Source organism: Actinocrispum sp. NPDC049592, from assembly GCF_040675465.1.
Taxonomy (GTDB): Bacteria; Actinomycetota; Actinomycetes; order Mycobacteriales; family Pseudonocardiaceae; genus Kibdelosporangium.
This window is the reverse complement of the sequence record NZ_JBFAPA010000021.1, coordinates 31553-45898: the sequence shown is the minus strand read 5'-3', so window position 1 is coordinate 45898 and position 14346 is coordinate 31553. Positions and strand designations below refer to the sequence as shown.

Here is a 14346-nt window from a genome sequence, read left to right as displayed (position 1 = left end):
GGTTCACCCTATGAGGTAGCGCTGCAGAGTGGGACCGATCCATCGGATGGCTTCCTCGGCGGAGATGTCCACAACGGGTGGCAGCCCCAGGATGTACCGGCACAAGGCGAACCCGAGGATCTGGCTGGCCAGCAGGCCCGCCCGGGTGGGCACGGTGGCCGGGTCGTCGGCGACCTTGAACAGGGTGGGTCCGACCTGGGCGGCGAAGATCGTCCGCATGCGCTCGGCGGCGGCCTCGTTGGTCACGCCCGCTCGAAGCAGCGCCATCATCGTCTCGTCGTTCTCCCAGCGCCACAGGAAGTGCGCGATCAGCCGCTCGCCCCACTCCGCCTGGGGGATCGCCGACAGGTCGGGCAGCCGCAGGTCGAACTCGGCGGCCGCGGCGAACAGGCGCTCCTTGTTGCCGTAGTAGCGCATGACCATGGCCGGGTCGATGCCCGCGTCCGCGGCGATCGACCGGATGGTGGCCCGTTCGTACCCGTCCTTGGCGAACCGCTCGCGGGCCGCCATCAGGATCGCGGCCCGCGTCGCCTCGGAGCGCCTGGGCTTGTCCTCACTCATGTCAACAACTGTAGGCCAACAAGTGTTGACAAGCGAGCCCGACTGGGGTCAACATGTGTTGGCCAACAGTTGTTGACTTGGAGGACGAGATGACTGACGTGCTGGTCGTAGGGGCCGGTCCCACTGGTCTGCTGCTCGCGGGTGACCTGGCCGAAGCGGGTCTGGACGTGACCGTGCTGGAGCGCCGGGCGGGGTCGCAGGCGAACACCACCCGGGCGTTCGGCGTGCACGCCCGCACCCTCGAAGAGCTCGACATCCGCGGGCTGGCCGACGAGCTGATCCAGACCGGGCAGCGGGTCCGCGAGCTGAGCCTGTTCGACCACATCCACCTGGACCTGGGCGCACTGCCCAGCCGGTTCAACTACATCCTGATCACCCCGCAGTACGAGGTGGAGAAGCTGCTCGCGGCGCGGGCGGACCGGCTCGGGGTGAAGATCGAGCACGGCGCCGAAGTCGTTGGCCTGACCCAGAACGCCGGCGGCGTCACCGTCACTTTGGCCGACGGCGGCACGCGCACGGCGAAGTACGTGGTCGGCGCGGATGGTGTGCGCAGCAAGGTCCGGCAGCTGATCGGTCAGCCGTTCCCGGGCAAGTCGGTGCTGAAGTCGATCATGCTGGCCGACGTCCGGGTGACGAGCGATCCGGCGTCCGCGGTGACCGTCAACGCGGTCGGCGAAGGCTTCTCGTTCGTGGCGCCCTTCGGCGACGGCTGGTACCGCGTCTTCGCGTGGGACCGGCGCAAGCAGGTCACCGACGACACCCCGTTGACCCTGGACGAGATCAAGGACGTGACCCGGCGGGCGCTGGGCACGGACTTCGGGATGCACTCGCCGCGCTGGATGTCCCGGTTCCACAGCGACGAACGCCAGGTGCCGCAGTACCGCGTGGGCCGCGTGTTCCTCGCCGGCGATGCGGCGCACTGCCACTCACCGGCGGGCGGTCAGGGCATGAACACCGGTCTGCAGGACGCCGCCAACCTCGGCTGGAAGCTCGCCGCGGTGCTGCGGGGACGGGCCACGGACGCGTTGCTGGACACCTACCAGACCGAGCGGCACCCGGTGGGGCGCATGGTGTTGCGCAGCAGCGGGGCGTTGATCCGCGGCGCGATGATCAAGTCGAAGGCGGGCCGGTTCGTGCGCAACGCGCTCGGCGGGTTGCTGATGAAGCACGTCGGGGCGCGGGCGGCCGGCCTGGTCTCGGGCATCGGCATCCACTACGGTCCCGCGGTTCGCGTGCCGGACATGGACCTCGTCGACGGCCGGCTGTACGAAGCCCTGCGCGGCGGGCATTTCGTGCTCGTGGCGAACGACCAGCCCGCCGATGTGCCGGACCACGTGCACGTCGTCAAGCCGGTAACGCCTGTCGCGCAACCGGTTCTGGTCCGGCCGGACGGGTACCTAGGAGGCCGTGGCGAGGCCGGGACGTTCGGTGACCGCTAGCGCGAACCGGCGGACCGCCGAGTCGAGCTCGAGGCTCGCGGTGGCGGACAGCTCGATGTGGATCTCCGTATCCGGCACGAAATGCCCTGGTACGACGTCGATCGCGCCCCTGGCCGTCAGCAACGGCCGCAGCGCGTACTCGATCGCCACGAGGTGGCCCTGCGTCCCGCCGGTGGCCAGCGGCAGCACGACCTTGCCGGCCAGCGCGTCCTTTCCCAGCAGGTTCAGGAAGGACTGCACCAGGCCGCTGTAGCCCGCGCGGTACACCGGGCTGGCGACGACGATCCCGGCGGCGCGGTGCACCAGCTCCATCGCGTGCCGGATGCTCGGGTCGAGCAGGTCCGCGCTCAGCAACGCCACCGTCGGCAGGTCCCGCACGGTCAGCGTGTGCACTTCATGTCCTTGCGCGGCAAGCATTCCGGAGACCCGCCCGAGCAGGACCCCGGTCGGCGCGGCCGGTGCCGGGCTGCCGGAGACGATCAGGATCGTGGCCATGACTCACTCTCCCCGCGGACCCCTCGCGTCCGGAGTGGACCCACGTCGCTTGTGGACATCTGAGCTGCCGGTCGGGGGCAACAGCTGACCGGCCCGAGTAGAGCAGTGGTCGCGACGACCGGGCAACCGGTTCCACGCCGTGGGATAGGATTGCTCCCGCGGATGAGTCGGCGGGGCGGCCGCGGCGGTCCTGGCGGGACCGTCGAGGAAAGTCCGGACTCCACAGGGCAGGGTGGTTGCTAGCGGCAACCCGGGGCGACCCGCGGGACAGTGCCACAGAGAACAGACCGCCCGGGCCCACGGGCCCGGGTAAGGGTGAAACGGTGGTGTAAGAGACCACCAGCACCCCGGGTGACCGGGGTGGCTAGGTAAACCCCACCCGGAGCAAGGCCAAAAAGGGTGCCCACGGGCGCCCGCGCAGGTGTTCGAGGGCGGCCCGCCCGAGCCTGCGGGTAGGCCGCACGAGCCGGCCGGCGACGGCAGGCCCAGATGGATGGCCGCCACCCGGGCGCGAGCCCGGGTACAGAATCCGGCTTACAAGCCGGCTCATCCGCCCACCCACCCCGCCGTGTCCCCCTTTCCTCCGGGGTGTGTCCCCCGTTCGCCGCCCCCGTGTCCCACATTCGCGGACCCCGTGTTCCACATTCGTCCGCCCCGAGACCCCGCCACGGGAGATTTCGGGGTGCTCGAACGTGGGACACGGGGGCGCCGAATGGGGGACACGCGGGTTGACATGTGACCTTTTGGTCACCTATCTTTGTCTTGTGACCGACGACGACAAGGTGTTCAAGGCCCTGGCCGACCCGACTCGTCGCTTCCTGCTCGACCTGCTGTTCGCGCGGGACGGTCGCACGCTGACCGAGCTGGAGTCCGAACTGGCGATGTCCCGGTTCGGCGTGATGAAGCACCTCAAGGTGCTCGAGGAGGCCGGCCTGGTGATCACCAGGCGCTCCGGGCGGGAGAAGCTGCACTTTCTCAACTCCGTGCCCATCCGCCTGATCCATGACCGGTGGATCGACAAGTACACCGAGCAGCAGGTCGCGGCGCTGTCGGACCTGAAGGCCGAACTGGAGGACGAGGACCCATGAGCACCACCACCAACACCACCGTTCAGATCCACCGGGTCTACATCAAGGCGACGCCCGAGGCCATCTGGGAGGCCATCACCTCGCCGGAGTGGTCGAAGAAGTACGGCTACCAGGCCCCGGTCGAGTACGACCTGCGGCCGGGCGGCGCCATCAAGGGGTACGCGAGTCCGGAGATGATGGAACACCCCGGTACGCCCGAGGTCATCCTGGAGGGCGAGGTGATCGAGTGCGACCCGCCGCGCCGCCTGGTGCAGACCTGGAACCCGCTGTGGATCGACGAACCGGCCACCAGGCTCACCTACGAGATCGAGGAGGGCCCGAACGGGGTCTGCAGCCTCACCCTGACCCACGACGTCACCAACGCCCCGCAGACGGCCGACCAGGTCGCCGGCAAGCTGGAGAACGCGGGCGGCGGCTGGGTGCAGGTGCTGTCGGACCTTAAGACCCTGCTGGAGACCGGGAAGTCGCTTTACTCATAAGTAACGCCTGCCGGGAGGGCGGGGGTGCCATGGGCGCCCTCGCCCTCTTTGTCGTTGTTCCGGATGTGCTAGCGTGGTCCGCGACAATCGAACAGATGTTCGACACATGCGCTACTGTGCATAACTGGTTACGAACTCGTCTCGGATCGGGGGCGAATTTCACCTGAACGGGCGGCGGAGCAGCGGATCTGTCCAGGGTGGACCCCCGCTTGGGGCACCTGTGGGTGACGGGTGACTGCGCCGATCGGGCGATGACGTGGTTGCTAGACTCCAGCGTGCCCGGGACTTACCGCACCAAGGGTAAGTAGTGCCTACGCGGCCGGGTGAACTCCGCTGGATGTTGGGCGAATCGGGTGGTCATTGCACAGGAGCGACGCCCCTCACTCCATCATGGGGGTGGCCAGTGTCATCCGCACCGGCATTTGCACCCGACCGCCCAGCAGGAGGCCGAACTGGATCTACGGTCCGTTTGCCGACCACTACACCTCGTGAAGCCGACATGTTCTACTCGATAAGCACAGCGGGACGCGGTCCCGTGACGCTCGTCGTATTTGGGAGTTCGAGATGTTGACCACGGCCCTGATCACCCTCGCTCAAGACCAGAAGGGCCTGGGCACAGGCGGGGTCCGCGACTGGATCCTCAACAACCTGGTGCCGCTGCTGCTGCTCGCGGTGGCGTTGCTGCTGCTCTGGCTGGGTGGCGGCAAAGGCGACAACGCCGGCGTGATGCGCCGGCTGGCCGGCGTCGTCGTGGCGCTCGCGATCATCGGTCTGGCGGTGACGACCAGCGCCGGCAAGGACATCGGCGAGTGGATCGCCAGCCTTTTCCGGGCCTGATCGCGTGCGGATACGTACTGACGACGAGGTTTACCGCGTCGACGCGGTATGGCTTGGGCCGCCGAAGGCGACGTTCCCTTGGCGTGCCCGCTATGTCGCGTGGGGCGTCGGCGTCGTGGTCTTCCTGTTGTCGCTCACCGTGGAGCGCTGGATGGGCTTCGGTTTCGGCTTCTTCACCACCGCGTGGGCCCTGGTGGCCACGGTGGTGCTGACCCGGTTCATCTGTTCCCGCATCAGTCATGAACGGCCGCTGGGCGCGGTGATGACGATGTGGAGCAAGGAGCTGACCGCTCCCCGGGAGACCACTGCCGGACAGGGTGGCGCGGTGAGCGCGACGAGAGTAAGGGTGAACGGCCAGCGGCCGCGTCCGAAGGTGAGCAAACGTGGCCGATCTGAAGACCGTAGGCGGGAGGTAAGCGGTGTTCGCACGCCGGCGCAAGCCTGGCACTGACCAGGACGGGCGGAACCAGGCGAGGCAGCCGCGCCCGAACGACTACCCGTTCGAGCAGCCGGCCCTCCCGCCGGGCGGCCAGCAGCGCCACCGGCACCGGGCCACGGCCCAGAACCACTACATGCCGCCCCCGCCCGCCACCAAGGCCGGCCGCAAGGCACAGGCCAAGGCCGCGGCCAAGCGCAACAAGCGGCTGCCCGGTGAGCAGTCGTTGCCCAGCTACACGCCGGAGATCGCGGCCCGCAGCATCGATGGCCACCTCATCCGCACCGGCCACGACGTGTACGCGTGGTACCGGCTGGCGCCGCAGCGCTGGTCGTTCCGCAGCGACTCGCAGCGCCAGGACCTGATCGCGGCCATCGCCGGCCAGTACGCCGAGCTGCACGGCCGGTGGATGCACCTGCGCGTGACCGCCCGGCCGTACCCGATCCGGATGTGGGCCGAGGCGCACGTGCACAACGCGGTCGGCCGGCTGCCCGATGTCCCGGGCGCGATGTCGTTCGACGATTACCTGATCGGCGAGCAGCAGCAGCTGATGGGTCGCTCGATGGCCGAGAAGGAGGTCTACCTCGGCGTCCAGGTGCAGACGCGCAACATGGTGGACAGGGCGGTCGAACGGGCCGCCCCGTTGCTGCGCAAGATCTTCCCGGACGCGGTGGACGCCGAGCTGGTCGCGCTGGACAGCGAGGTGGAGCACCTCGACCAGGTGATCGGCTCCGCGGGCCTGGAGGGCCGCCCGGCCACGGCCGAGGAGATCTCCTGGCTGATGCACCGCTCCTGCTCACTGGGCCTGCCGGCGCCGCGCAACCTCCCGGCCGTGCCGGGCGCCGCGTGGGAGCCCGAGGACCTGGCCAGCTTCACCGACGCGGCCGACTACCACCAGGACCCCTATTCTCCGACGCTCACGGTGCGCGGGCGGACGGGCTCGAACGCGGGGGTCACGCGGCATGTCGCGGTGCTGACGGTCGGACTTATGCATGGGCTGCAAATCCCGGAGATCGACGACCCGTGGGTGCAGAAGTCGGATCGGCTGCCCGCGTCGGTCGAGTGGTCGGCCCGGATCTACGTGCGGCGGCCCGAGGAAGTGCAGGGCGAGCTGGCCCGGCAGATGAACAAGGTCCGTTCGCAGGTCAAGCACTACACCGACGAGCACGGCCTGGAGCCGCCACAGTCGCTGGCCCGGCAGGCATCAAGGGTGCTGGAGATCGACGACGAGATGACCTCGGGCTTCACCGCCCTGGGCACGCGTGTGCGGTCGTGGTGGCGCCTGGCGGTGTCCGGTCCGACCGAACGTGACGCGCTCCGGCTTGCCCAGCAACTGCTGGACCTGTACAAGCCCAAGGTCGCGATCGAGCACCCCGAGGCCCAGTACGCGATGGCGCGGGAGTTCATCCCGGGTGAGCCGTTGGCTTCGGCCGCGTACATGCGCCGAGGCTCGGTGATCTGGGCTGCCGCCGCCGTTCCCGCCGCGACCGCTGAGGTGGGTGACCGGCGCGGGATCCTGCTCGGCGAGACCTGCACGGCGACGCGCCGGCCGGTGGCGTGGGACCCGTGGATGGCGCAGGAGTTGCGTGACTCCTCGGGTCTGACGGCGATGGTCGCCGGTCTCGGTGGTGGTAAGTCGTTCCTGGGCGGCGGCATCGTCTACAAGACGCTGCGGTCCGGCGCCTACTGGACGATCCTCGACCCGTCCGGTCCGCTGGCCCGGCTCTGCGATCTGCCCGAGCTGCGGCCGTACGCACGGCCGATCAACCTGCTCAACGCGCAGCCCGGGATCCTGAACCCGTACCGGGTGGTCGCCGAGCCGTTGATCGAGCACTTCCTCGACGAGGAGGACACCGAGCGCGCGTGGCGCCGGGAGAAGGCGCTGGCCGCGGCCACCCGCCGCCGTCTCGTGCTGGACGTGTTGTCGGGTCTGCTGCCCTACGAGGTGGCGCGCCTGCCGCAGACCAGGATCGTGCTGCTGCGAGCCGTCCGGAACGTGGGCGGCCGGTTCGACGCGCACCCGGGCATGGTGTTCGACGCCCTGCGCCGGGACGCCAGTGAGCACCACGAGCATGCCGTCGTGGTGGCGGACTTCCTCGACGAGATGCGCGAGCGCATGTCGCTGCTCATCCCCGAGGCCGACGCCGACCCGTACAACGAGACGCGCGACGACCGGCTGACCGTGCTGACCATGGCCGGCCTGACCCTGCCGAAGGACGGTGTGGGCCGGGAGCACTGGACCGACGCCGAGTCGCTCGGTGTGGAGATGCTCAACCTGGCGGCCTGGCTGACCCAGAGGTCGATCTACGAGCGGCCCAAGGACCTGCGCAAGGGCGTCTGGATCGACGAGGCGTTCTTCCTGTCCGAGGTGCCGACCGGGCGTGTGCTGATGAACCGCTTCGCGCGTGACTCGCGCAAGTGGAACGTCCGGGTGCTGCTGTCCAGCCAGATCCCGGCGGACTTCCTGAAGATCCAGGGTTTCGTGACGCTGCTGGACTCGGTGTTCGTCGGCCGGCTGGACGACGACGCCGCGCAGGCGGACGCGTTGCGGTTGTTGAAGGTCCCGATCGGTGCGGGCTACGAGCAGGTGATCGCCAGCCTCGGCAGGCGGCCCGCGCAGCGCACCGAGACCGAGCGGGACCGGGCTCCCCGGCAGTTCGTCTTCGCGGACGGAACCGGTGGCGTGGAACGGATCCGGGCCGACTTCTCCGGCCCGCACCTGGACCAGTTCCGCGCGGTCATGGACACCACCCCGGACGCGCTGCGGGACTCCGCGGGCGCGGCCGAGGCAGCCAGGCAGGAGGCACCGCCCATGCCCGAACCGCCAGAGCCCCCCACCCAGTACGCGGAAGCGGACGCCGACTTCGAGCTGGAGGCCGACTTCGAGCTCGGCCTCACCGAGGAGGCGATCGAACAACCAGTCGAGCAACCCGTCGGCGGCGGCAAGAAGTCAGGGCGGGAAAGCGCCGCATGAGCACGGTCGTGTTCGTGGCGATCACCGTCGCGCTGTACTGGGCAGCGCGACGGCGGCGGAGACGTTCCTTCGTCCCCCGAGGTCTGGGGCGGCGCAAGGCTTTCCTGATCGTCACCGGCATCGTCGGCCTGCAGCTGGCCGTTTTCTCCCCCTCCGCCTTCGCCCAGCAGGACTGCGCCCAGGCCCCCAACCCGGAACGCCCGACCGCGGGCATGGTCGCCGCGCTCGACGCGCCCCGCAAGGAACACGGCCTGCCGGACACCCCGTACGGCATGTACGCGTACGCGGGCCAGGTCTGGCACGTCTACGACAACAACTGCGGGATCGTCGGCAAGGTCGTCACCGATCCGAACACGACCATCGGCACCTGGATGGGCAACCAGCTGTTCGACATCGGCAAGAACTTCGTCGCCGCCACGAACGGCCTGCACTACGCGCTGGCCAACAACGAGCTGATGGGCCCGCTCGACCACGCCATCGAGAACGCCACGAAGTTGTTCTACGACAACATCTACGTGAAGTGGTTCGGCCTGGCGGCGGTGATCCTGGCGGTGATCCTGTTCCGGTACATCTGGCGGGGCGACCTCGCCACGGTGTCCCGCCGGGGAATGTGGGCGCTGGCCGCGATGTGGGTGGCCACGTCGTTCATCCTGGTCGGCCCGCTGTACAAGGAGATGGAACAACGCTTCCTCACCAAGACGACCCAGGTGCAGGCGGGTTTCCTGGCGGACAACGCACCCGAGCGGGACAAGCACGCGTTGCCGCAGGCGCTGCACCAGAAGGTCGTCTACGAGAACTGGTTGCGCGGTGAGTTCGGCAGCGCGGACGCCCCGGAGGCCAAGCAGTTCGGTGCGCAGCTGCTGGACGCGCAGGCGTGGACCAAGTTCGACAACGCCGACTCGGTCGACCCGAACGCGTTGAAAGCCAAGCAGGACAAGTACAAGGAGATCGCGAACAAGCTCGGCCCGACCAAGGGCTACTTCACCGGCAGCGACGGCAGCCGGACCGGTGCCGGGTTCCTTGGGCTGTTCCAGGGGATCGTGTACTCGCTGTTCCAGCTGTTCGCCAAGCTCGGCGTGCTGCTGGCCCAGGTGCTGCTGCGGATCTTCCTGCTGGCCACGCCGTTGATCGGCCTGATCGCGATCCTGTACCACGACCTGCTGCGCAAGGTGGCCCGCGCGGCCGCCGCGGTCGTGCTGAACGTGCTCGTGCTCGCCGCCCTCGCGGGCATGCATGTGTTGCTGCTCAACGCGATCTTCAACGCGGGGGACAACCTGCCGCCGATCGCGATGATGGCGCTGGCGGCGTTGATCACGGTGATCTTCTTCGTGATCGGGCGGCCGGTGCGCCGGATGTGGCAGATGGTCGAGCTCTCGGTCGGTGCCGTGGGCGGAGCCATGCCCCAAGCGGCGCCGGGGATCTTCTCCCGGTTCCGCCGCAAGGGCGAGCAGCGCACACCCCAGGACGAGTTCTGGGACAACGTGCGTGCGTCGGACGACGACCCCGTGGTGCGCAAGGACGGCCACCGGCCGCGTCCGGAGGCGGCGAACCCGGTGTCCGCCAACGCGGAACGCATGGACCGCACCCCGCCGACCGCCGGGTACGGCCGGCCGGCGATCGGTTCGTCCGCCGTCGGCGTGCTCGGCCCGGGGTATATCGACCCGGGCTTACCACCGGCCCGAGGCCCGGTCGGGGCGCTGCCGCCCGCCCAACGCAACGGCAGCAGTCGCATCGTGGACACGGCACCCGTGTCGGACAACGGCTGGAACCGGGGCGAGGACGCGGTCGTCGTGCCCTCCCACGTGATCACGCCGCGCAGGCGCGACGACGTCACCGTGTACGAGCCGCCAGCGTCGCCGGGACCAAGGCCCGCCGAGACCGAAGTGGTCGCGGGCCGCCCGGTCCACGTGATCTTCCGGCCGTCCAGGGGCCTCGAGGTGGACAACCCCCAACCTCGCCGGATGCCCCTGAGGGACGGCCCCCGAGATACCGATGCCTACATACGCTGAGAGGAGGAGGAGTGCCCATCCGGACCAACCGCGGCCGTGCCGCGGTGTACCGAAGGCTGTGGGGATGGCCGCTGCGGTCTCCCCGGCATCTCGCGGCGTCGGTCCTGGTACTCCTGGCTTTCGTGCTGTTCCTCGGGTACATCCTGCCCAGGGTGACCGGCGGGGGAGCGCAGGCACGCACCACCTCGGCGGAGACGTCCACTTCGGCGTCCACATCGGCCTCGTCGTCCGCGGTGCCGCCGTCGCAGGGCGCGACCGGGGTCATCCCGCCGCCGCCCGCGTCGCCGTCGATCACCGCGACCCGGCAGTCGGTGTCGGAGAACAAGACCCCGGCCAAGGCCGACCCGCAGGCGGTGACCACGGCCACGGACTGGGCGAAGGCGTTCGTCAAACACGATGGGGTGAGCCAGCAGCAGTGGCTTGACGCGTTGAAGCCGCTGACCACCGACGAGTACTTCGCCACCACGATCACCAAGATCGACGCGAAGAACATCCCGCAGACCAAGCTCATCGGCGACGCCGAGCCCACGCCCGACTCGTACACCAGCTCGGTCACCGTCGAGGTGCCGACCGACGTCAAGAAGCTGAGCATCACCCTGGTCAAGACGGCGGCCGGCTGGCGCGTCAACGAGCACGACGAGGTGGGTTAGCCATGCGCGCGGCGGTGTGGCTCACGATCGCTGCCGTTGTCGTCATCGGGGCCATCATCGCCGTGGGCGCGGTGACCACAGTGGTCCAGTCGGCCACGAACCCCCAGCTGGCCGCGTACAACTGCCAGGCCGCGCTCGGTCCTGTCTCGACGGACGGCACCTCCGGCGGCGACGACGCGGCCGCGCTGGACGACGAGCAGAAGCAGCACGTCGCCTTGATCATCCAGATCGGCAAGCAGCGCAACCTGCCGCCGCTGGCCTGGCAGGTGGCCATCCAGGCGGGCATGACCGAGTCGCGGCTGCACAACGTGCACTACGGCGACCGCGACTCGCAGGGCCTGTTCCAGATGCGTCCCTCGATGGGGTGGGGTTCGGTCGAACAGGTCACCGATCCGGTGTACGCGGTGAACAAGTTCTTCGACGTGCTGGAGAAGGTGCCGAACTGGAAGGATCAGCGGCCGGGCGACTCAGCGCAGGACGTCGAGCGGTCCGCGTTCCCGGACCGGTACCACCGCTGGGAGGCCATGGCGGCCACGCTGATCGGCAGCGTCGGCCAGATCGCCGACCCGACCGGCTGCGGCCAGGGCTTCGGCAACCTGCTGCCGCCGCCGACCGCCGCCGCGGGCAAGGCGATCGAGTTCGCGCTGTCCCAGCAGGGCAAGCCGTACCTGTGGGGCGCGTCGACCGCGTCGCAGGACGCCTACGACTGTTCGAGCCTGATGTTGCAGTCCTACCGGACCGCCGGTGTACTGCTTCCGAGGGTTTCCAAGGACCAGTACCGGGCGGGCGCGCACATGCCCGTGGAGCAAGCACAGCCCGGTGACCTGCTGTTCTGGGCCTACGACCCGGGCAATCCGGTCACCATTCACCACGTGGCGATGTATCTGGGAGATGGGAAAATCGTCGAGGCCCAGCAGACGGGGGTGCCAGTGCACGTCCGGCCGGTCAAGTGGACCGAGTCGGAACTGGTGCGCCAAGCCGTGCGGCCGGGAGTCTGAGGAGAGGATGGCCATGTACCCGCACGATCCGATCCCCCGCCCAGCCGGCCCGCCGGCGTCCGGCACCCCGCTGCGGGACTACCTGTCCGGCGGGCCCCTGCCCGCCGTGGTCGACGGGTACGCGGTGCTGCCCAGATCCCTGGCCGAGGGCATGCCGCTGGCCTGGCAGCAGCAGATGGCGCACCTGCTGGCGGAGTTCCACCAGGCGTTCGGGCATCTGTCCTGGCCGGTTTACCGGGTGGTGCCTTCGAGGTATGAGTTGCTCGTGGATCTCGACGAGGAGCAGCTGGCCGAGGTGGGCTGCCTCGTGGAGATCGACGGGGACGGGGAGCTGGTCTACCGGTCACGCAACGGCCAGCGCATCCCCGACCCGGAGCACACCAAGGTCCTGGTGTCCTGCCTCGACCCGATCCCCCAGGAACACGCGGCCGACCTGCAGGACACCCCACCACGCGGTTTCCCGGCACCGCAGAACTGGAGCGCCCGATGACCGATGCCAACCCGGACCCCGGCTGGTACTACTGCACCAAGCACAACCGGGTGGAACACGGCCAGACCTGCCGCAAGGCCGACCTGCTGGGTCCGTATCCCGATCGTGAGACGGCTGAGCGGGCGTTGGAGATCGCCCGTGAACGCACCAAGGCCGCGGATGAGGCCGACCGTAGGTGGTCTGAGGACGACTGAACCGGCTCGGCGGAGCTTGCCTGACGGGTGACCTTGCCTGACGGGGCGGAAAAGAGTGCGCTCGCCGCTAGGCAGGCCGCCAAGAGGGGCAAGGGATCCTTCGGATCCTTTGGGTTGGGTGCGTGCGGCTTCGCCCAGGCCATACGGGAGGGAGAGGACACGAAGGGCAGCCCTGTGACGCGAGCACGCGCAGGGTGGGGGTGGGCGGTGGATTTTGTCGGGGCTTGTTTTGTCTAACACGGAACAAGGGCTCACGTTTGGTTAACTGGGCGGTTAGGGTGCCGTCATGGAAACTGCGCGCGGCACCGGGATGGACTTCACCGGTGTCCGTGCGGACTTCAGTCTTCCGGATGGGTATCCCGAGCAGGCGTTGGCGGAGGCGGAGCGGGCGATCGCGGACCACCAGCTCAACGGGCGTGAGGACGCGACGCATCTGCCCTTGGTGACCATCGATCCGCCGGGTTCGCGTGATCTTGACCAGGCGCTTTATGTCGAGCAGCGAGCCGGCGGCGGGTTTCGGCTGAACTACGCGATCGCGGATGTCGGCTCGTTCGTGGTGCCTGGTGGTGCGCTTGATGCGGAGGTGCGCAGGCGGGGGCAGACCATCTATCTGCCGGATGGGAATGTGCCGCTGCATCCGCGGGTGTTGTCTGAGGGGGCGGCGAGTCTGCTGCCGAACCAGACGGGGCCCGCCGCGTTGTGGACGATCGACCTGGACGAGGACGGCGAGCCGACGGACGTGCGTGTCCGTCGTGCGGTGGTGCGGTCGGTGGCGCAGTTCGACTATGACGGGGTGCAGGCGACGATCGATGCTGGGAATCCGCATCCGTCGGTGGCCGCGTTGCCGGTGTTGGGGCGGTTGCGGCGCGAGCACGCGGTTCGTCGTGGGGCTGTGGAACTCCAGCTGCCCGAGCAGGAAGTTGCGTCCGACGGCAACGGTGGGTGGATGCTGACCCTGCGGCCGCGCAACAACGTGGATGCGTGGAACGCTGAGATGTCGCTGCTCACTGGGATGTGCGCGGCGAAGCTGATGATCGAGGCGGGGATCGGGGTCCTGCGGACGTTGCCGGAACCGGACGATGGGGCGGTCGAGTGGCTCCGGCGGTCGGCGCGGTCGCTGGGGATTTCGTGGCCACGGACGACGAGCGTGGCGGTCATGCTGTCCCAAGTGGACCCAAGCAGCCCGGAGTCGTTGGCGCTCTACATGGACGCGACCCGGCTGCTGCGCGGTGCGGGGTACACGTCGTTCGATGGCACGTTGCCGGAGTTGACCACGCATGCGGGGTTGGGGGCGGCGTACGCGCACGTCACGGCCCCGTTGCGGCGGTTGGTGGACCGGTTCGGCGCGGAGATCTGCCTGGCGGTGTGCGCCGGTCAGCCCGTGCCCGACTGGGTCCGGGCCGTGCTGCCGGAACTGCCCGGCTTGATGGGCGGGTCGGACAGCCTGGCGAGCAAAGTGGACAAAGCGTGCCTCGACCAGACCGAGGCGTGGGTGCTCAAGGACAAGGTCGGTGCCGAGTTCGACGCCGTGGTGCTGCGCGCCGAGTCGGGCAATGCGGAGGTCTTCCTGCCCGATCCGCCGGTCATCGCCAAGTGCAGTGGCGAGAATCTCCCGGAAGGCGGGCGGATCAGGGTAAGACTGCTCGACGCGGATACGTTGAAACGCAGAGTGTCGTTCGAGCAGGTATGACTGGGA

General features: G+C 69.0%; 14 protein-coding genes and 1 other RNA gene. 13 read left to right on the top strand and 2 right to left on the bottom strand.

The genetic code is table 11. The features are described 5' to 3' along the window. Nucleotides 1-3 precede the first annotated feature (3 nt). Nucleotides 4-561, bottom strand: a complete 558-nt coding sequence (locus AB0J95_RS40435) for a TetR family transcriptional regulator (RefSeq protein ID WP_364770295.1) — start codon at nucleotides 559-561, stop codon at nucleotides 4-6. 89 nt (nucleotides 562-650) lie between these two features. Between AB0J95_RS40435 and AB0J95_RS40430 the strand changes: the two genes are divergently transcribed. Further along, a complete protein-coding gene (locus AB0J95_RS40430) occupies nucleotides 651-2000 on the top strand; it encodes an FAD-dependent oxidoreductase (protein WP_364770293.1) in 1350 nt (449 codons plus the stop codon). Here AB0J95_RS40430 and AB0J95_RS40425 read toward each other — a convergent pair. Beyond that, nucleotides 1959-2495, bottom strand: coding sequence for an NAD(P)H-dependent oxidoreductase (locus AB0J95_RS40425; RefSeq protein ID WP_364770291.1), 537 nt, complete (start codon nucleotides 2493-2495; stop codon nucleotides 1959-1961). The genes AB0J95_RS40430 and AB0J95_RS40425 overlap by 42 nt on opposite strands. Nucleotides 2496-2658: 163 nt before the next feature. On the opposite strand from AB0J95_RS40425, the gene rnpB reads away from it, so the two are divergent. From rnpB to AB0J95_RS40365, 12 genes are all read left to right on the top strand, one after another. Then, nucleotides 2659-3048: RNase P RNA component class A (rnpB, locus tag AB0J95_RS40420), an RNA gene on the top strand. Between the two features lie 211 nt (nucleotides 3049-3259). Further along, nucleotides 3260-3583, top strand: coding sequence for a metalloregulator ArsR/SmtB family transcription factor (locus AB0J95_RS40415; RefSeq protein WP_364770289.1), 324 nt, complete (start codon nucleotides 3260-3262; stop codon nucleotides 3581-3583). Then, entirely contained in the window at nucleotides 3580-4062 is a 483-nt protein-coding gene (locus tag AB0J95_RS40410) for an SRPBCC domain-containing protein (RefSeq protein WP_364770287.1), read from the top strand. Before AB0J95_RS40415 ends, AB0J95_RS40410 begins: the two co-directional genes overlap by 4 nt. 564 nt (nucleotides 4063-4626) lie before the next feature. Then, a complete protein-coding gene (locus AB0J95_RS40405; RefSeq protein WP_364770285.1) occupies nucleotides 4627-4899 on the top strand; it encodes a hypothetical protein in 273 nt (90 codons plus the stop codon). Nucleotides 4900-4903: 4 nt separating this feature from the next. After that, nucleotides 4904-5350 (top strand): hypothetical protein, encoded by a 447-nt coding sequence (locus tag AB0J95_RS40400; RefSeq protein ID WP_364770283.1) that lies wholly within the window; start codon nucleotides 4904-4906, stop codon nucleotides 5348-5350. 121 nt (nucleotides 5351-5471) lie between these two features. Further along, nucleotides 5472-8309: an ATP-binding protein gene (locus AB0J95_RS40395; protein ID WP_364770681.1), complete on the top strand. Its 2838-nt coding sequence runs from the start codon at nucleotides 5472-5474 to the stop codon at nucleotides 8307-8309. After that, nucleotides 8306-10318: a hypothetical protein gene (locus AB0J95_RS40390; RefSeq protein WP_364770281.1), complete on the top strand. Its 2013-nt coding sequence runs from the start codon at nucleotides 8306-8308 to the stop codon at nucleotides 10316-10318. The genes AB0J95_RS40395 and AB0J95_RS40390 overlap by 4 nt, the downstream gene beginning before the upstream one ends. An 11-nt stretch (nucleotides 10319-10329) precedes the next feature. Beyond that, entirely contained in the window at nucleotides 10330-10968 is a 639-nt protein-coding gene (locus AB0J95_RS40385) for a hypothetical protein (RefSeq protein WP_364770279.1), read from the top strand. Nucleotides 10969-10970: 2 nt separating this feature from the next. Beyond that, nucleotides 10971-11966, top strand: coding sequence for an NlpC/P60 family protein (locus tag AB0J95_RS40380; protein ID WP_364770277.1), 996 nt, complete (start codon nucleotides 10971-10973; stop codon nucleotides 11964-11966). Between the two features lie 13 nt (nucleotides 11967-11979). Next, nucleotides 11980-12456: a hypothetical protein gene (locus AB0J95_RS40375; RefSeq protein ID WP_364770275.1), complete on the top strand. Its 477-nt coding sequence runs from the start codon at nucleotides 11980-11982 to the stop codon at nucleotides 12454-12456. Beyond that, nucleotides 12453-12650 carry a hypothetical protein gene (locus tag AB0J95_RS40370; RefSeq protein ID WP_364770273.1) on the top strand — a complete coding sequence of 66 codons (198 nt, stop codon included), beginning with the start codon at nucleotides 12453-12455 and terminating at the stop codon, nucleotides 12648-12650. Before AB0J95_RS40375 ends, AB0J95_RS40370 begins: the two co-directional genes overlap by 4 nt. 286 nt (nucleotides 12651-12936) lie before the next feature. Next, nucleotides 12937-14340, top strand: a complete 1404-nt coding sequence (locus tag AB0J95_RS40365; protein WP_364770271.1) for an RNB domain-containing ribonuclease — start codon at nucleotides 12937-12939, stop codon at nucleotides 14338-14340. The last annotated feature ends 6 nt before the right edge of the window (nucleotides 14341-14346 follow it).